General features: G+C 67.3%; 14 protein-coding genes. 7 read left to right on the forward strand and 7 right to left on the reverse strand.

Annotation, left to right across the window (positions count from 1 at the left end; translation table 11 throughout):
* Positions 1-2: 2 nt before the first annotated feature.
* The 4 genes from ACFYPC_RS05260 to ACFYPC_RS05275 are packed head-to-tail and all read right to left on the reverse strand — an operon-like array spanning position 3 to position 2530.
* Positions 3-596, reverse strand: a complete 594-nt coding sequence (locus tag ACFYPC_RS05260; protein ID WP_388671010.1) for an ATP/GTP-binding protein — start codon at positions 594-596, stop codon at positions 3-5.
* A complete protein-coding gene (locus tag ACFYPC_RS05265; RefSeq protein ID WP_388671013.1) occupies positions 571-948 on the reverse strand; it encodes a DUF742 domain-containing protein in 378 nt (125 codons plus the stop codon). Before ACFYPC_RS05265 ends, ACFYPC_RS05260 begins: the two co-directional genes overlap by 26 nt.
* Positions 945-1325 carry a roadblock/LC7 domain-containing protein gene (locus tag ACFYPC_RS05270; RefSeq protein WP_388671016.1) on the reverse strand — a complete coding sequence of 127 codons (381 nt, stop codon included), beginning with the start codon at positions 1323-1325 and terminating at the stop codon, positions 945-947. Before ACFYPC_RS05270 ends, ACFYPC_RS05265 begins: the two co-directional genes overlap by 4 nt.
* Positions 1326-1348: 23 nt before the next feature.
* The gene (locus ACFYPC_RS05275; RefSeq protein ID WP_388671019.1) at positions 1349-2530 is read right to left on the reverse strand and encodes an ATP-binding protein; all 1182 of its coding nucleotides are present in this window, start codon (positions 2528-2530) and stop codon (positions 1349-1351) included.
* A gap of 559 nt (positions 2531-3089) precedes the next feature.
* Between ACFYPC_RS05275 and ACFYPC_RS05280 the strand changes: the two genes are divergently transcribed.
* Positions 3090-6290 carry a GH92 family glycosyl hydrolase gene (locus tag ACFYPC_RS05280; RefSeq protein ID WP_388671022.1) on the forward strand — a complete coding sequence of 1067 codons (3201 nt, stop codon included), beginning with the start codon at positions 3090-3092 and terminating at the stop codon, positions 6288-6290.
* A gap of 169 nt (positions 6291-6459) precedes the next feature.
* Here ACFYPC_RS05280 and ACFYPC_RS05285 read toward each other — a convergent pair whose 3' ends face one another.
* Complete coding sequence (locus ACFYPC_RS05285; RefSeq protein ID WP_388671025.1) at positions 6460-7839, reverse strand: ABC transporter substrate-binding protein; 1380 nt, start codon at positions 7837-7839, stop codon at positions 6460-6462.
* Positions 7840-8803: 964 nt separating this feature from the next.
* Here ACFYPC_RS05285 and ACFYPC_RS05290 point away from each other — a divergent pair.
* The 5 genes from ACFYPC_RS05290 to ACFYPC_RS05310 are packed head-to-tail and all read left to right on the forward strand — an operon-like array spanning position 8804 to position 13441.
* Entirely contained in the window at positions 8804-10066 is a 1263-nt protein-coding gene (locus ACFYPC_RS05290) for an amino acid ABC transporter substrate-binding protein (RefSeq protein ID WP_388671028.1), read from the forward strand.
* Between the two features lie 3 nt (positions 10067-10069).
* Positions 10070-10945, forward strand: a complete 876-nt coding sequence (locus tag ACFYPC_RS05295) for a branched-chain amino acid ABC transporter permease (RefSeq protein WP_388671031.1) — start codon at positions 10070-10072, stop codon at positions 10943-10945.
* Positions 10945-11994 carry a branched-chain amino acid ABC transporter permease gene (locus ACFYPC_RS05300; RefSeq protein WP_388671034.1) on the forward strand — a complete coding sequence of 350 codons (1050 nt, stop codon included), beginning with the start codon at positions 10945-10947 and terminating at the stop codon, positions 11992-11994. Before ACFYPC_RS05295 ends, ACFYPC_RS05300 begins: the two co-directional genes overlap by 1 nt.
* Positions 11991-12722, forward strand: a complete 732-nt coding sequence (locus ACFYPC_RS05305) for an ABC transporter ATP-binding protein (protein ID WP_388671037.1) — start codon at positions 11991-11993, stop codon at positions 12720-12722. The genes ACFYPC_RS05300 and ACFYPC_RS05305 overlap by 4 nt, the downstream gene beginning before the upstream one ends.
* Before the next feature lie 2 nt (positions 12723-12724).
* A complete protein-coding gene (locus ACFYPC_RS05310; protein ID WP_388671040.1) occupies positions 12725-13441 on the forward strand; it encodes an ABC transporter ATP-binding protein in 717 nt (238 codons plus the stop codon).
* Between the two features lie 62 nt (positions 13442-13503).
* On the opposite strand, the gene ACFYPC_RS05315 is transcribed toward ACFYPC_RS05310, so the two are convergent.
* Positions 13504-14274: a TetR/AcrR family transcriptional regulator gene (locus ACFYPC_RS05315; protein ID WP_388671043.1), complete on the reverse strand. Its 771-nt coding sequence runs from the start codon at positions 14272-14274 to the stop codon at positions 13504-13506.
* A 227-nt stretch (positions 14275-14501) separates the two neighbouring features.
* Here ACFYPC_RS05315 and ACFYPC_RS05320 point away from each other — a divergent pair, with 227 nt between their 5' ends.
* Entirely contained in the window at positions 14502-15629 is a 1128-nt protein-coding gene (locus ACFYPC_RS05320) for a lipocalin family protein (RefSeq protein ID WP_388671046.1), read from the forward strand.
* Between the two features lie 70 nt (positions 15630-15699).
* Here the strand turns inward: ACFYPC_RS05320 and ACFYPC_RS05325 are convergent, their stop codons facing one another.
* Positions 15700-17484, reverse strand: a complete 1785-nt coding sequence (locus tag ACFYPC_RS05325; protein WP_388671049.1) for an AMP-dependent synthetase/ligase — start codon at positions 17482-17484, stop codon at positions 15700-15702.
* Between the last annotated feature and the right edge of the window lie 9 nt (positions 17485-17493).

A 17493-nucleotide genomic window follows, 5' to 3' on the forward strand; every position in this document is an offset into this window, starting at 1 on the left:
TCCTAGAGGGCACGGTCCTGCAAGTGGCGGACGAGTGTGATCAGTGCTTCGGCCGACGATTTCTCGTCCCGCGCGTCGCAGGAGACGACCGGGGTGTCATCGAGAAGGTCCAGTGCCTCGCGCAGCGCGTGTTCGTCACGGATCGGTACGCCGGTGAACTGGTTCACGGCGATGGCGTAGTCGAGTCCGTACTGCTCGATGAGGTCGATCACGGGGAAGGAATCCGCGAGCCGTTCGGGGTCGACCAGCACCAGCGCTCCCAGGGCACCCCGGGCCATGTCCTCCCACATCTGAACGAAACGCTGCTGGCCGGGCGTTCCGAAGAGATAGAGGACGACGCGATCGCTGATGGTCAGGCGGCCGAAGTCCATGGCGACCGTCGTGGTGGTCTTGCCCTGGACGCCCTTGAGGTCGTCGACCGTTTCCGCTGCCCGCGTCATCGTTTCCTCGGTGGACAGCGGAACGATCTCCGATATCGATCCGATGAAGGTGGTCTTGCCCACCGCGAAATGCCCGACGACCAGGATTTTCACCGCGGTCTGTGTCGCCCCGTCTCGGACGTAGGCCTCTTCATCCAAACCTTGAACGGAGACCATTCAGCACCTCCTGAAGGATCTGTTGGTCAGCCAGGGCAGCACGTTCCACGGGCGGCCGGGCGATGAGATAGCCGCCCTCGATGAGAGAGGAGAGAACGATCCGCACCACTCCCAGGGGTAACTGCGTGTGCCCCGCCACCTCGGCGACCGACAGATAGCCGACGGCGGCGATGTCCAGCAGCCGCTGCTCCTCGGGAGAGAGCCGGGTCGGCCGCTGGTGGTGGTCCTCCACCGCCGTGACCAGGGTGATCAGCGAGAGCTTCGCCTCGTCGGGGAGGCCGCGGCCCTTGGTGACGACGTAGGGCCGTACCAACTCCCCTGCCTCGAACTCCCCTTCGTCGTGCCGCCTCATGACGGGGCGCCGAGGTCCGCGCGGGGCGGCGTCGTCAGCGCCTTGCCCAGCTGGCTGACGAGTTGCTGCATCCGGAAGGTGATGTCAGCCATGTCGACGTCGGGGGAGGCCGAGACCGCGAGATAGGCGCCCGGTCCGGCGGAAATCAGGAAGACCCAGCCGCCGTCGAACTCGACCAGCGTCTGCCGCCACTGCTGCTTCGGGTCGGCGCAGAAGAACGCGAGCGCACGGCTCAACGACTGCATACTGCTCATCGCGGCGGCAACTCTGTCCGCGTCGTCCCTGTCGAGATCCTTTGTTCGGGTCATCAACAGACCATCGGCGGAAATCAGCACCGCATGCACGGCCCCGGGAATCTCCAGGGCGCTGTCGAGCATCCATGCCAGGTCAGAATCGTCGTTCACGAGACCTCATGTCCTTCGCTGCTTGCACCACGTGTGCCGCTCGTCTGATCCGTCGTGTCCGGATCGGCGTCTCGACCGGACGTCGTGCCCCGTTGGAAGGCCCCGAAGATCGCTGCCCGCTCCGCGCCGGAGCGGGTCGAGGTGCCGGACGCCGCTGCGGTGCCCGGCACGACGGCCATCGGCCGCTTGCGGCGTCGCCTCGGCAGACCGTCGGCGGTCGAGGACACGGACAGGGTGGGTTCGTTGCCGAGCGGACCCGACACCGTGGCAACGGGGACGGCGGGCGGCTGAGCCTTCGGCTCCGGCATGCCGGCGAGCAGTTCGTGCGGCAGCAGGAGAATCGACCGCACGCCACCGTAGGGGGACGAGGAATCCACGGAAACCTCGAAGCCGAAGCGCTCGCAGAGCACGCCGATCACGGCGAAACCGAACTGCGGAGGATTACCGAGTCCCGAAACGCCTGAAACCCGCTCGCTCGACAGGAGTTTCGCTGCTCTGGCCCTCTCCTCGTCGTTCATACCGACACCGGCGTCATCGACGACGATGCAGATCCCCTTGGGCACGGTACGAATATTGATCTCGACAACGGTGTCCGGGCTGGAGTAGCTCGTGGCATTGTCGAGGAGTTCCGCGAGAGCCAGTGCCACGGGTTCGACGGCTCGGCTGGTGACGCCGAAGTCGACCTGCGAGAGAATGTCCACCCGCCGGAAGTGGCGAATTCTTCCCTGCGCACTGCGGACCACGTCGTAGACCGAGGCGACCTCACGCCGGTTCCCCAGCCAGCCGCCGCACAGAACGGCAATGGACTGAGCGCGCCGACCGAACTGTGAGTTCGTGTGGTCGATCTCCAGGAGGTCCTGGAGAATAACGGAATCTCCGTATTTCTCCTGCAGCTGAGAGATGATCTTCTGCTGCTCAGCTGCGGTTACCTGGAGTGTCCGCATGGCGGACTTGAGGACTGTTCTGATTTCTTCCTGGGCTTGCTCCTGGGCTTGCTCCTGGGAATGCAGAATGGATTGCGAGTAGTCTTTCTCTCGCTCGGAGTGGCGAGCTCTCAGCTCTGCGATCTCCCGCCGCGAATGCCGTGCCGCCCTGCGTTGGGCAACGATGACGGCGACTGCGGCAAGGATGACGAGAAGGAGAGCCCAGAATATCGGGTTCTGTATGTAATGCGTCATAAGACTCTCTTCAGGCGACTGACGGCCAGCTGCTGAATTTCCGTCAATGCGGTGGACCGGTGGGCTGCCGGCGGCGGAGTTCCCGCCCGGACTGTCCCCGTAGTCGGAGATGTCGTTTTGCACCCATCTGCCCACTCCGCAAGTGCGGAGATCGTATCACCGTACGAACACTTGACTGACCGTCAATAGGTCGAATTGCGGAGGACGTTGATGCCTTATCAACTCCCGCCCGCAAGGGGGTGGTGGCGCCTGGCGAGGCTGTCTATTTGTCGATTCAAATCCGGGCCACGTTCGGTCGACGTGCCGACGCGGCGCACGGCTTCCTGGCGCCGGCGCACGGCTTCCCTGGAACGTCGGCGCACGGCACCCCGGGACGCCGATGATCGGAAACGGGAAGCGGCGCCTGGCCTCTGTTCCAGCCAAGGCCTTCGGGTGCGCCCAGGGCATGCGTGCGAGCTCCCCGGCTGTCCCGCCTGTCCAAGGGGTTGACTCAGGAACGATCACGCCGGGACAGTGGCGCTGTTCCCGCGCAGCCTCCCACCCCACCGGAGACCTCCCCGTGAAACGTCGAAGAATCCGCCACCCCCTGAGTGCCGTTGCCGCCGCCACGGCACTCTTTGTGAGCCTCGCCACTACGGCCGAGGCCACCCCGACAACGTTGTCGGAAGCCGTCGGGGCAGCCGCTCTCGTCGACGACCCCGCCGACTACGTCGATCCGTTCATCGGCACCGGCCTGAGCGGCAGTTCGTTCGGCGAGATCAACAACTTCCCCGGCCCCGCAGCGCCGTTCGGGATGATGCAGTTCTCGCCCGACACCCAGAACAGCTACGCCGGGTACCAGTACCACAACGACCGGATCCGCGGCTTCAGCCTCGATCACGCCTCCGTCGGATGCAGCGCCTTCGGCGACGTGCCGATTCTGCCCGTGGTGGGCGACGTCGGCTCCGCGCCCTGGGACCGCACCGAGAAGTACTCGCACGACGCCGAGGAGGCGGAGCCCGGCTACTACGCGGTGACGCTGCAGGACTCCGACGTACATGCCGAGTTGGCGGCGACGACCCGGACCGGGCTCGCCTCCTTCACCTTCCCGGCCACGGACGCTGCCCAGGTGCTGGTCAAGGGCGGCGCGAGCCTGGGTGGGAACGACGCGGCCGACATGAGGATCGTCGGCGACAACCAGGTCACCGGCTCCGCCACGACAGGGCACTTCTGCGGCAAGTCCAACACGTACACGCTGTACTACTCGATCACCTTCGACCAGCCGTTCACCGCGCACGGCACCTGGGACGGCTCCACGGTCCAGCCGGGCAGCGACACGGTGGACGCCAAGCGGGCAGGCGCCTATCTGACCTTCGACACGGCGGCCGGCGAGGACCGCACCGTACAGGCGAAGGTGGCGATGAGCTACGTGAGCGTGGCCGGGGCGCAGGCCAACATGGCGGCGGAGATACCCGGTTGGGACCTCGACGCGATCGCGCAGCAGACCCGAGACCAGTGGACCGACACGCTGCGCAAGGTGCGGGTGGCAGGCCGGGACGAGGGTGAGCTGAAGACCTTCTACACCTCGCTCTACCACTCGTTGATGCACCCGAACACCTTCAACGACGTCGACGGCCGCTACATCGGCTTCGACGACAAGATCCGCACGCTGCCCAAGGGCCGTACGCAGTACGCGAACTTCTCCGACTGGGACACCTACCGGTCACTGGCCCCGCTTCAGGCCATGCTCTTTCCCGAGGAAGCGAGCGACATGGCGCAGTCGCTCGTCAACGACGCCGAACAGAGCGGCTGGTGGCCCCGCTGGCCGATGGCCAACCAGTCGACCAGCCAGATGACCGGCGACAACTCCGTGCCGCTGGTGGCCGCGTTGTACGCGTACGGAGCACGCGACTTCGACGTGGAAACGGCGTTGAAGTACCTCGTCAAGGGTGCGACGACAGTGGACGAGACGCCCGGTGCGTACAAGGAGCGCCCCGGCATCGAGAGTTACGTCGAACTCGGCTACCTGCCCAACAACGACTCCGCGCGCGGCGACCACCAGCGCGTCGGTGCCTCCATCACCCTGGAATGGTCGATCGACGACTTCGCCATCGCACAGCTCGCCGAGGCAGTGGGCGAGGACGACATCGCCGCCGAGTTCACCCAGCGGGGCCAGAACTGGCAGAACATCTTCAACGCGTCGACCGGCTACCTCCAGCCGCGCACCGAGGAGGGGCTCTTCCCCGACGGCCCCGCCTTCCAGGCCCCGACCTCCGGGATCGGACAGAGCGGCTTCGACGAGGGGAACGCCGCCCAGTACAACTGGCTCGTGCCCCAGAACATGGCCGGTCTCACCACTGCCATGGGCGGCGCCGACGTGGCGGCCGATCGGCTCGACACCTTCCTGACCAAGCTCAACGTCGGTCCCAATGAGCCCTACATGTGGGCCGGCAACGAGCCCAACTTCGCCGTGCCGTGGGCCTACAACTACCTCGGCCAGCCGTGGAAGACGCAGGAGACGGTCCGCAGGGTCGCCACCACGCTCTTCGGACCCACGCCGGACGGCGAGCCTGGGAACGACGACCTGGGCGCACAGTCCGCCTGGTACGTGTGGGCCGCCCTCGGCCTGTACCCCGCGACGCCCGGCACCTCCGATCTCACCGTGCACAGCCCGCTGTTCGAGCGCGCGGTGCTCGATCTGCCCGGCAAGAACACGATCGACCTCCGCGCGCCGGGGGCGTCCGTGGACACCCAGTACGTCCATGACCTCAACCTCAACGGCTCCGACTGGGAACGCACTTACCTGCCGCAGAACGTGGTACGCAAGGGCGCCAGGCTGGACTTCGAGCTGAGCGACACTCCGGACACCACCTGGGCGACTTCCGCGAAGGCCGCGCCGCCGTCGTACCGGGAGGGCGAGGAAGGCTTCCTCGCGAGCGCCTCGCCCAACCAGGTCACCGTCGCACCCGGTGAGTCCGGGACGTTCACCGTGGACGGGCAGCGGCTGAGCGGGCAGGACCGCAAGCTCACCGTGACCGCCGAGGCACCGGAAGGCGTGAGCCTGAGCGCGGCGAAGAATACGCTGACGCTGGACAGGAGCAGCGGTTCCGGCAGCGTCGAATTCACCGCCACCGCAGGGCCGGACACGCCCAACGGGTTCTACGAGATCCCGGTGACCGTGCGCGGCGCCACCGGCCCGGTGGTCGAGCAGACCGTCTACGTCCAGGTCGCCGCCGAGGGGAGCTTCGCGGCCGCCTACAACGCCACCGCCGTCTCCAGCGACACCGACACCTCGCAGGGTGACTTCGACCGCTCCGGCGGCAGTTACTCCCGCCAGGCGCTGGCCGCCGCCGGCCTGAACCCCGGCGCCGAGGTGGAGGTTTCGGGCACCACGTTCACCTGGCCGGACTCCCCGCCCGGCCGCCCCGACCACCTCTACGCGGACGGTCAGACCATCGACCTCGCGGACCCACAACGGCTGGTGTTCGTGGGCGCGGCGATCTACGGGGACGTGCGGACGACGGCCACGGTCACCTTCACCGACGGCAGTACGGAGCAGACCGACCTGTCCTTCGGCGACTGGGTGTACCCGGGCGGCGGCTCCGAACCCGTCTTCGACAACACCGTGGTGGCCAAGACGGAATACCGCAATCCGGGCCATGGCGGCCCCGCGTACGTCTTCGCCACCAAGCCCTTCGAGGCGCCCGAGGGCAAGCGGATCGCGTCGGTCACGCTGCCGAAGAGCGTGAACACGCACCTGTTCGGCATCGGCGTCGGCTGACCGAACCGGCACACGACTGAGGGGTCTTCACGGGCGTCAGCTCGTGAAGACCCCTCTCACGTTGGGCAGTTCCGCGGGCCGACGCTCGTGAAGACCCTTCTCACGTCGGACAGGTCCACCGGCTGACGCCCGTCAAGACCCCTCTGACGTCGGACGGCCGACGCTCACGTCACCATTCCCAGGCGGCCTGCGCGTTGCGCAGCGCCGTCCTGGCGGTCTGCTCGCCCGCGATGGCCAGGGCGAGCTGGTCGCACAGTTGCTGCAGGTTCTGCGGACCGGCGGCGTCCTTGGGCCAGGCCACGGCCGGGTCGGCGTCCAGTCCGGCCCGGATGAGGTCGAAGGCGGTCGGAGTGGCCGCCGCGTAGGAGGGGGCGTACAGGACGCTCGTGCGGTTGGGGTCGATGGCACTGTTCGGTGCGGTCGCCTGCACGAGCACCTCTTCGCTGCTCGTCGCCCACGCCGCGAACGCCAAGGCCTCGGCCTGGTGCTGGGAAGCGGTCGATACCCCGAGGCCGTAGCCGTTGTTGAGCGGCGTACGGTGCGTCGTGTTGTTCCCGCCCAACGGGATGGCGACCGCGCCCCACTTGCCGGCGATCTTCGACAGGGCGGGGTCGGCGGCCCGCTGGGCCATACCGGTCCAGGTTTCGATCATCGCGACCTGGCCGTTGAGATAGGCGTTGTTCGCGGTGGAGAAGCCGGTGGTGAGCGGTGTGGGCAGCGCGTACTGATTGATGTCGATCAGGTGCTCGGCGGCGGCCAGCGCGGCGTCGCTGGTGAGGGTCGGCTTGCCGGAACTGCTGACGAGGCTGCCTCCGTACCCGACGAGCCGGTTGATGAAGGCGCAGCCCAGGAGCAGTGCGGCCGGCTGGCCCTGCACGGCGGCCCCGTAGTACTCGCCACCGCCGCCCTGGGTGATCTTCTTGGCCGCGGCGTCGTACTCGTCCCAGGTCGTCGGCGGCTGGAGGCCGTACCGGTCGAGGAGCTCGGTGTTGTAGTAGACGAGGTGCTGGCAGCCGTCGAACGGCAGGCCGTAACGCCGGCCCTGGAAGAGGGTGTACGCGTCGTAGACGGACGGCAGGTAGTCGCGCGTATTGAGTTCCTTGTGCTGGGCGATCCAGCTGGTGATGTCCACCAGAGCATCGGCCTCCACCAGCGAACCCAGCCCGTAGTAGAAGTAGTCGAAGATGTCGTACTCGCCGGTCCCGCTCTGCGCGTCCGCTATCTGCGTGGCGATCAACTGGTCGTACGGGACCGCTGTCGCCACCAGCTTGCCACCGGTCTGCTGCTCCCAACGCGGGGCCAGAACATTGTTGTACGTGGCGAGATGCGGCGTGTTGACCAGCACCTTGAGTGTGACGCCTGCCGGAGCCGCCTCGGCATCGGAGACCTGCGTGCCCGTCGACGCCGCGTAGGCGGGCGCGCCTCCGACAGTGGCCAGCCCGGCGGCCGCGGTGGTGCCCCGGAACAGGGTCCGGCGCGTCCATGCACGGGCAGGCTTGGGGTCCTGGGACGCGGCGTCGTCAGGTCGGTTGGGGTGGCGGGAGGACATCGTGCTCCTTTTTCGGAATGGACTGACTGGGAAACAGTGGCATTCGGCTCTTGACGGTATTGAGCGGCAGTCTCCCTTTGTTTTGCCGGAACTCACATCGTCCGGACGACGCGGAAAAGTAGGCATGCTTTCGGGACTGGTGATCGAGTGACTCGGAGCCGTCGGTCGCGGTCGGCATCTCCCCAGGGGAGTTGGTATTCCCGCCGACCACGACCTGCCAGGTGGAATTCAACAGACATCCCTGGCCGGAGGTGAATTGCCGGAAGTCGGAGGGGGCGCCTGACCGTCGGCACCGGGCTGGACGACGCGGTGTCGTCCACGCCGTCCGCAAGAACGGCTTCGCCACGCCCCGTACCTTCGTCGACCACCGAACATCCCTACAGCGTAGGCGAATTGTTGTGACCGGGCGTGTGCATGGTGAAGATCCTGGGAGTGGCAGCAGGGGTCCCGGGCGACGAGGCGAGGCCGAACCGGGCGATGTTGCGCGATCACTCGCCGGGAAACGGCCCTGGCGACCGCCGATAACGACGTCGGGGTTGGTCACTGCCAAGGATTAATCGCGGTCATGGCCATATTCCTTCGTCGGGCGAGTCGATCTGGCCAGATGTAGGCACCACAGAAACCTACTAGGGAGCTCCGGCACATCAAGAGACGGTGCGGGATTCTCAGCAAACTCAAAGGAAACTCCCAGGAACGCAAGGGGAATTCACCGTCGAAGGCGGGCCGGCGATTCCCGCGCCCCGGGGCTTTCCGGCTGCTGACCTCCCGCTGCGAAGACGGGCGACGACCGCGCGCGCCGGCCCGTGCGAAGAAGGGCGACGACCGCGCGCCGGGTGTCACCCACTCGTGGCCGGTCGGCGTCAGGGCCCGCCGACCACCCCTCCTGTCAAGGGCTGTTGGGAAGCTTGACCGAGTTTGGGTACAGCAGTAACTTCACGGCAACACTGTTCCCGCACAGGGAGCGATGTACCTGGAAGATGGCGGGCAGAGCATGGTGAGAAATGCGAAAAGGCCTCGTCGCGCCCTGTCGGCGTGCTTGACGGCGGCGCTGTTGATGTTGTGTGCGTGCTCGAACTCCACCCCGGAGGGGGAGGGTTCGGACAACTCCTCGCCCTTGGTCATCGGGGCATCGCTGTCGCTGTCGGGTGACTTCGCCGAACTGGCCGAACCAGCGAAGAAGGGCTACGAGCTGTGGGCCGACACGGTCAACGAGAAGGGCGGTCTGCTCGGACGGAAGGTCAGCCTGAAGATCGTCGATGACGCGTCGAACCCGACCCAGGCGGTCACCAACTACCAGAACCTGATCACCCGTGATCGCGTCGATTTGGTGTTCGGCCCCTTCTCCAGCTTGCTCACCATCCCGGCGGCGGGAGTCGCGAAGCGTTTCAACTACGCGTTCATCGAACCCTCGGGTGGGGCCCCTCAGGTATTCGACCTGAAAATGCGCAACTTGTTCTTCGTCCAGCCCGCGCCGATCGTGAACTCCGGTGACGCTTTCGCCGAGTACATTCTCTCGCTGCCCGCGGACCAACGGCCGAAGACAGGTGCCTACCCGACGGCCGACAACCCGTTCACCTCGCCGATCGTCGCGCGTATTCGTGAACGACTGGAGCGCGCCGGCGTCAAGACGGTGTACTCGAAGACCTATTCCGCAGAGACCGTCGACCTGAGCCCCGTCGTGACCAGGCTCGTGGAGGAGAAGCCCGACCTCATTGTCTCGGGGACCGGTGGCCCCGACGCGGTCGCCGAAGTCAAGGGCATGGTCCAGTCCGGCTGGACGCCGAAATTCCTGTTCTTCACCGGCGGCCCGAACTCCCCGTCCTTCCCCTCGAAGGTGGAAGCGGCCAACGCGGAGGGGATCTTCAGCACGGGCGACTGGTTCCCGACCGCCAAGACGGCCGGCACCCCCGACTTCATCAAGGCCTACACGGAGAAGCACGGAGGCAAGGCGGAGGACATCGACTCCGCCGCGGCCGAGGCGTTCGCGTGCGGCCAGCTCCTCGAACTGGTGGCGGAGCGAGAGAACAAGGTCGACAACAACACCATCATCGCGGCCCTCCACGAGGGCACCTGGCCCACGCTGGTGGGCGACCTCCGCTGGGACGCGTACGGCGCTCCCCAGGGACGGAACATCGTCGTGCAGTGGATCGACGGCCGACTCACGCCGGTGTACCCGAAGGACGAAGCCCTCGCCGACCCGATCGCCAAGCCCTCCTGGGGCGGGTGAGCCGTGCATCTGTTCGTGCAGGCCGTCATCGTGGGAGTCCTGATCGGCGGCGTCTACGCTCTGCTCGCCGGCGGTCAGGCGATGATCTTCGGGGTCACCCGCACCGTGAACTTCGCCCAGGCGATCTTCGCGATCATGTGCTCCTACCTCAGCTACACGCTCTTCCAGGACTTCGGGCTCGACCCCTTCCTTTCGGTCCTGGTGCTCGTGCCGGCCATGTTCGTCTTCGGCAGCGCCATCCACATCGTCCTGCTGCGCCGGCTCAGCAGGTCCGGCGCCGAACTCTCCCTGCTCGTCCTGTTCGCCTTGGGCATCGGGATACAGGGGGTGCTGGACTTCTTCTACAAGACCGACACCCGGGTGATCGCCACCTCGTACGCGAACGACTCATGGACCGTCCTCGGCTACCAGGTTCCGGCGGTGCGGTTCTTCGCCTTCCTCCTCGCGGTGGCGGTCCTGGGAGCGCTGCACCTGATCCGCCAGTACACCAAGTTCGGCCGGGCCCTGCGGGCCACCACCCAGAATCCGGTTGCCGCCAGATTGCTGGGCGTGGACGTGGAACGGGTCTCGGCCATCGCGATGGGGCTGGGAGTGGCCGCGGCAGGGGCCGCCGGAGCGGTGTTCGGCATGGTCATTCCGTTCAGCGGCAACAGCCAACTCGACCTGCTGAACAAGCTCCTGGCCATCGGCGTGCTCGGCGGAATGGCGAGCTTCCCGGGAACCGTCGTGGCCGCCGTCATCCTCGGCGTCATCGAATCCGTCGTGGCCGTCAACATCTCACCCGACTGGTCCTCCTTCTCCTTCCTCGTCGTCCTCTTCGCCGTCCTCACCTTCCGACCGCAGGGCCTGTTCGGGCAGCGACTACGAGGGGCGGCCTGATGGTTCGGCGCAGCACGGAACCTCGGATCCCACCGGCGAGCGCCGTACGCGCCACCGCGTTCGTCGTGTTCCTGGCCGTCCTCCCGCTGGTCTTCGCCGGCCACTGGCAGGTCAGCCTGCTCCTGTTCACGGTGATGTACGCGGGTCTCGCGTGCGCCTGGAACCTGCTGGGCGGCTACGCCGGCTACCCCGCGCTCGGCCACGGTGCCTTCTTCGGCATCGGGGCCTACGCGATGGCCATCACCGCCCCTCACCTCGGCGTCGGCAATGGCTACCGCCCCTTTCTCCTCGTCCTCCCGATCGTCGCGGGCACCGCGCTGGCGGTACTGCCCGTCGCACGGCTGCTCCTGCGGACGCGGGCCGCCGCCTTCGCGGTGCTGAGCATCACGGTGATGTTCATGGTCGCGACGCTGGTCTACAATCTTCGCGGTCTGACGAAGGGTTCCGAGGGCCTGCCCGTGCCGGTCGCGCCGTTCGCCGTGGACACCTTCGAGCGCCCCTTCTACTACGCGATGGCCGTGCTGCTCGTGCTGACCGTCGCGGTGAGCTGGGTGGTGCGGACCAGCAAGCTCGGGCTGGCGCTGAATGCCGTACGCGACGACGAGGACCGCGCCCGGGGGCTCGGTGTGCAGACCGAGCTGGTCAAGATGGTCGCCTTCGCGCTGAGCGCCGGTCTCACCGCGGGCTTCGGGGCGGTGTGGGCGTACTACATCACCTACGTGTATCCGCCCTTCGCCTTCGATGCGCTGCTCTCGCTCGGCGCCGTCCTCATGGCGTTCCTCGGTGGGCGGCGCACCTTGTGGGGCCCGGTGGTCGGCGCGGCCCTGATCGTCCCCGCCCAGCAGTACTTCGCCTACCGCTACGGGGCGAGTCAGCTCTATCTCATCGCGTACGCCGCCCTGTTCCTCCTGGTGATCTACCTCCTCCCGGACGGGATCATCCCGTCGGCGGCCCGCCACCTGCGGCGGCTTCGATCCGCTCACCGCGCTCACGCACGGCGTGACCGGGCGGCGGTGGGCCCCGTCTCGACCCGAGGAGGACAAGGATGAGCGCGCTGCTCAAGGCGGAGGGGCTGACCAAGTCGTTCGGAGGGATCCGGGCCCTCGACGAGTGCGGCTTCGAGATCGCCGAAGGGTCGGTGAGCGCCCTCATCGGACCCAACGGCTCAGGAAAGACAACGGCGTTCAACGTGATCACCGGCTACCAGCGTGCCGAGTCGGGCCGACTGACCTTTCGCGGGCACGCGATTCGCCGCCCCGACCCGTGCCGTCTGCAGCGGCTCGGCCTCGCCCGCACCTTTCAGCAGGCGCGTGTCTTTCCCGGACTGTCGGTGCTGGAGAACATCGTGCTCAGCCGCAGCCAACCCTGGCACGCCCTGCTCCGACGTCGGGTGCCCGGCCCGGACCGGCTGCGCGCCGAGGAGCTCCTCGACGAGTTCGGGCTGGCGGCCCATGCCGACCGGCCCGCCGCGCAGTTGTCGTACGGACAACGCAAACTGCTCGAGTTCGCAGGCGTGCTCATGGCCGAGCCACTGCTCGTCCTGCTCGACGAACCCACCGCCGGGGTCAACCCGGTGATGGTCGAGGCGATGGAGCGGCACATTCGGCGACGGCACGCGCAGGGCGTCACCTTCCTGATCGTGGAGCACGAGATGCGGTTCGTGATGCGGCTGTGCGATCCCGTCATCGTGCTGGACCGTGGCCGCCCCATCGCCTGTGCCGCCCCGGAGAAGGTTCAGAACGACCCCCGTGTCCTCGACGCCTACCTGGGAGACTGACTATGGCCGCAGGGCTGGAGCTGCAGGGCATCGTCGCCGGCTATGGCCAGGGTGACATCCTGCGCGGTCTCGACCTCGACGTGCCCGCCGGCCGGATCACCTGCCTCATCGGCCCGAACGGCTCAGGCAAGTCGACGGTCCTGCGGGTCATCAGCGGCCTGCTCGCCCCCCGAGCCGGTCACGTCCTGCTCGCCGGGCGGAAGGTCACCGGCTGCTCGCCCTCGGCCATGCTCGGTCATGGTGTCGCGCACGTGCCCCAGGAACGCAGCCTCTTTCCGGCCATGTCGGTCTGGGACAACGTCCTCATGGGCGCGTACGTCAACAACGACCGCGACGCCGTCGCGCGGCGGGCCGCCGAGATCGCCCAGCGTTTCCCGATCGTCGCCCGACGCCGTCACGACCTGGCGGGCTCCCTGTCCGGTGGCGAGCAGAAGACCGTGGAGATCGCCCGGAGCATGATGCTCGACCCTCCCGTTCTCTGTTTCGACGAGCCGTCGATCGGTCTGGAACCGCGGGCGCGCAGGATGATCTTCGAAATCCTCGACGAGCTCCGCCGCGACGGGCGGACCATCCTGCTTGTCGAACAGAACGCGCGTTCCGGGCTGGCCGTCGCGCAGGACGGCGCCGTCCTGGAGGCGGGTGTCATCCGTCTGGCCGCTCCCGCCGGTCAACTCCTCGACAGCCCCGAGATCGGACGTCTCTATCTCGGCGCGTCCTGACGATCTCGGCGCGTCCTGACACCTCGGACAAGGGCGAGCGATGAACCGTTCCGCGGTGTCGGTCAGTTCTCCGGTTCGGCGGTTCGTCGCAGCCGCAGTTCGACGCCGTCCAGGAAGCACTGCAGTCCGAATTCGAACTCCTCCGTGCTGGTACGTGATGTCAGCGCGTCGGCGAGTTCCACCAGTTGCGGGTACTGCTCGGCGGGCAACGAGCGGTAGAAGTCGCGCAACGTCAGGCTCTTCGAAGCCCCCAGGCCGCCGGTGCGGAAGTCGTCGGTCGATTCCTGCAGGACCGAGGCGAACACCTGATGGGCCAGCGCGGTGTAGACGTCGGCCGCCAGCGCCCGGTCGAAGCCGCGCTCGCGCAGCACGCCGAGGGCCAGCTCCCTGGCGCGCAGCGAATTGGGGCCGACCGGGATCGCGGTGGCGAGCAGGGTGGCGACGCTCGGGTGGGCGCTCAGCACCCTCCGCATGGAGCGGGCCAGTTCCTCGAGGACCCCGCGCCACCCGAGCCCGTCCACGGGGCGCAGGAGCCGTGCCTCGCCCAGCACCGCGTCGGCGACCAGCACGAGCACCTCGTCCTTGCCGGCGACATACCGGTAGAGGGTCGTCGTGCCCGTCTGCAGCTCGGCGGCCAGGTTCCGCATGCTCAGGGCCGCCAGTCCCTCGCGGTCGATGAACTCGAGGGCACCGGCGACGATGCGGTCCAGCGTGATGGGAGGACGTCGGGACGGCTCCTCCCTGCCCTGGCGGGCCGCCCACCAGGCCGGCGAGCCCGGCGCCCTCAGGTCCTGCCAGCCATCGCCCGTCTCATGCGCTTGTGTTCCTGTCACAGGAACAATGTACCCATGGCGGGACATGTGTCTGCCCTTGTCCATTGCACTCGGGGTCGACGCGGTCGCGCGCAAACCTCTCTGACCGCTTGTCAGTTGGGGGATTTTTCACTTCACAGTTGGTTGAACGCGAGGGGTTGACCGTGTCTTGGGCCACTCTTAATGTCCATGGCAACAGTGTTCCCGCTCCGGGTTCACTGTAGCCGATTACGGGACGGTGGCAACCAATGGGAGTACGTGCTCGTCTTGCAACACCCTGGCTCGCGGTCTGTGCGGTGGTCGCTCTGGCCCTGCAGGTCACCGCGACCGGTCCGGTGCAGGCCGCGACCGACAGCACTGGAATCGCGAGCACCTGCACGGGCTCGACCGCGACGGGACAGGCGGCGTCCGCATCGTCCACCGCCACTCGGGACCGAGTGAGCAGCGTCCAGATCCCCAAGGACGAGGCTCCCCACCAGGATCCGGACGAATGGTGGTACTACGTCGGGCACCTCTCGGGCGTGGACGCGGCCGGACGCGTGCACTGCTACGGATTCGAGCAGGTGGTCTTCCAGTTCCTCGAACTGGCGCCGGAGCCAGTGTACTTCGGGCACTTCGCCATCACCGATCTCACCAGGGGCACGTTCCAGTACGACGGCAGGCAGGACTCCTATCCCGTCCCCAGTACCCCCGGCAGCTTCTCGCTGCACACCGGCGAATGGACGATGAGCGGAGGATCCGGCAAGAGCAAGCTGCACGCCGCCCTGCCCGACTACGCGCTGGATCTCCAGCTCCAGACCACGAAACCGGCCGCGTTGCACGGCGACCGCGGCAACATCCCCTACGGGCCGCTGGGCACGTCGAAGTACTACTCGTGGACGTCCCTGATGGCCAGCGGGACGATCGTCGACCACGGCGTTCCGGTGAAGGTCACCGGGCTGTCCTGGTCGGACCACCAGTGGGGCGCGTTCGACTTCGAGACCGGCGCCGGCTGGGACTGGTTCAGCGTCCAGCTGACCAACGGGAAGCAGTACATGCTGTACTTCGTCCGCGACCGGGACGGGGCGATCGTCGAGACCATCGGCACCCTGGTCGACTCCTTCGGCCGGACCACGAACCTGGACCCGGCCAAGGTCACTGACACGGCCCTGGGCTCATGGACCAGTCCCACGTCAGGCATCACGTACAGCTCCGGATGGAAGGTCACCGTGCCCGGCGGGAGCTTGACCATCACACCGAACCTGGTCAATCAGGAGGTCGACCTCCTGTCCACCCAGGGCCTCGCCTACTGGGAAGGCTCCGTATCCGTGAGTGGCGACATCGGCGGCTCGCCGGTGACCGGCGTCGGGTACACCGAGATCTTCCCCCACCTCTGACCGAAACACGTCCGGACCGGGAGAGCGTGACACCGCTCTCCCGGTCCGGACGTGTTGGCGCCACCCCTGGCTAGGCACCAGCCTTGTAGAGCCCCTCGATCTCGGCGGCGTACTTGGCGGTGACGGAGCGGCGCTTGAGCTTCAGAGTGGGCGTCAGCTCATCGCCCCCCGGTTCCCAGACGTTGGGCAGGATGGTCCACGAGCGGACGTGCTCGACACGGGAGAGACGAGCGTTGGCGGCATCAACACCCTGCTGTACGGCGGCCCTTACCTCCGGGGACGCTGCCAAGGCGGCAACTGACGTATCGGCCAGGCCCCGCTGATCCGCGAAGGCCTTGGCGGCTTCCGGGTCGAGGACCAACAGGGCGCTGACATGGGGACGGCGGTCGCCTATCGCGACGACGGTTGCCACGAGCGGGCAGGCGGTCTGCAGAACGTTCTCGATATTGGCCGGCGACATGTTCTTGCCCGAGGCGTTGATGATCAGCTCTTTTTTGCGGTCGACGATGGTCACGTAGCCGTCCGCGTCCATGCTGCCGACGTCCCCGGTGTGGATCCAGCCGTCGGAGTCGATGGTCTCCGACGTCCTGGCGGGGTCACCGCGGTACCCCTTCATGAGTGCGGGGGTGCGGACCAGGATCTCGCCGTCTTCGGCGACCCGGATCTCGGTTCCCGGCAAGGGAGTTCCGACGGTGCCGAGGCGCGGCCTCGACGCGGTGTTGAGGGTCGTGACACCGGTGGTCTCGGACATGCCCCAGGCCTCGCTGATCGGCAGGCCCAGCGCGAAGAGGAAGACCATCGCGTCCTGGTCCAGCGGGGCGGAACCGGTGACGACACTGACGGCCTGGTCCAGCCCGATCTGCGCACGGATCCTGGCGAGCACCAGGCGGTCCGCCAGCAGCTCGGGGAGCCGGGCCCGGAGCGGGGTTCCGAGCCCCCGCGAGGTGGCCCGCGCCCGGGCCGTGCCGGTACGCAGGGCCCAGCGGGCGAGCGCGCCCTTGAGCCCCGACTGCTGATCCAGGCCGGCCTGGATCGACCCGATGAAGCGGTACCACAGCATCGGTACGCCGACGAACTCGGTCGGCCGCACCTGTTGCAGAACCTCCAGCAGCCGCTTGGGTTCGTTGAGGGTGACCGTCGTGGTGTGGAACATCATGGGTGCGTAGTGGGCACTGAACCGGTTGACGATATGTGCGTCCGGCAGATACGAGATGACACGGCCGCCGGTGGACTCGGCCAGCACCTCGGGAAGCTGCGTCAGCACATAGATGAGGTTGGCGTGGGTGAGCTCGACTCCCTTGGGCGGCCCCGTGGTTCCCGATGTGTAGATCAGGGTGAGCACGTCCTGTGGGGACACGCTGGACCAGGCGCCACGGAAGTCGAAGTCCTCGGAGCCCGACGTCTCGAGATCGGCCAGCGACAGGACCGGGCCGACGTCCGGGCCCGCCGCGTCGATGTCGACGCACACGAACGTCTCGACGGAGGAGCCCTCGGCGGCCGTCCGGACGGTGCTCAGAAACTGCTCCTCGCACACCACGAGCCTGTTGCCCGCATTGGCGAACAGATAGGCGATCTGCTCAGTGCTGCTGGTGTTGTAGACCGAGTAGGGGATGGCGCCCAGGTGCATGACGGCCGCGTCGACTATGTGGAACTCGGGCCGGTTGGTGAGCATCAGTGCCACGGTGTCGCCCCGCCCGACCCCCTGGGCGGCCAGCCCGCGAGCCACTGCCTCGACGCGTTTCCCGTATTCACGCCAGGTCAGTACCGACTTGTTGCCGGCGTCCCGCAGCGCCACCGAGTCCCCGTGATCGGAGATGGTCTGCTGCATCAGAGCGCACATCGTTGTGTTCTCCATGCTGTTCCT

It is taken from the genome of Streptomyces sp. NPDC005808 (assembly GCF_042871385.1).
GTDB lineage: Bacteria > Actinomycetota > Actinomycetes > Streptomycetales > Streptomycetaceae > Streptomyces.

Bases quoted from the DNA above. Each gene is read 5' to 3' on its own strand.
- ACFYPC_RS05260 (WP_388671010.1), bottom strand. From the start codon at position 596: ATGGTCTCCGTTCAAGGTTTGGATGAAGAGGCCTACGTCCGAGACGGG.
- ACFYPC_RS05265 (WP_388671013.1), bottom strand. From the start codon at position 948: ATGAGGCGGCACGACGAAGGGGAGTTCGAGGCAGGGGAGTTGGTACGG.
- ACFYPC_RS05270 (WP_388671016.1), bottom strand. From the start codon at position 1,325: ATGCTCGACAGCGCCCTGGAGATTCCCGGGGCCGTGCATGCGGTGCTG.
- ACFYPC_RS05275 (WP_388671019.1), bottom strand. From the start codon at position 2,530: ATGACGCATTACATACAGAACCCGATATTCTGGGCTCTCCTTCTCGTC.
- ACFYPC_RS05285 (WP_388671025.1), bottom strand. From the start codon at position 7,839: ATGTCCTCCCGCCACCCCAACCGACCTGACGACGCCGCGTCCCAGGAC.
- ACFYPC_RS05290 (WP_388671028.1), top strand. From the start codon at position 8,804: ATGTACCTGGAAGATGGCGGGCAGAGCATGGTGAGAAATGCGAAAAGG.
- ACFYPC_RS05300 (WP_388671034.1), top strand. From the start codon at position 10,945: ATGGTTCGGCGCAGCACGGAACCTCGGATCCCACCGGCGAGCGCCGTA.
- ACFYPC_RS05305 (WP_388671037.1), top strand. From the start codon at position 11,991: ATGAGCGCGCTGCTCAAGGCGGAGGGGCTGACCAAGTCGTTCGGAGGG.
- ACFYPC_RS05310 (WP_388671040.1), top strand. From the start codon at position 12,725: ATGGCCGCAGGGCTGGAGCTGCAGGGCATCGTCGCCGGCTATGGCCAG.
- ACFYPC_RS05320 (WP_388671046.1), top strand. From the start codon at position 14,502: ATGGGAGTACGTGCTCGTCTTGCAACACCCTGGCTCGCGGTCTGTGCG.
- ACFYPC_RS05325 (WP_388671049.1), bottom strand. From the start codon at position 17,484: ATGGAGAACACAACGATGTGCGCTCTGATGCAGCAGACCATCTCCGAT.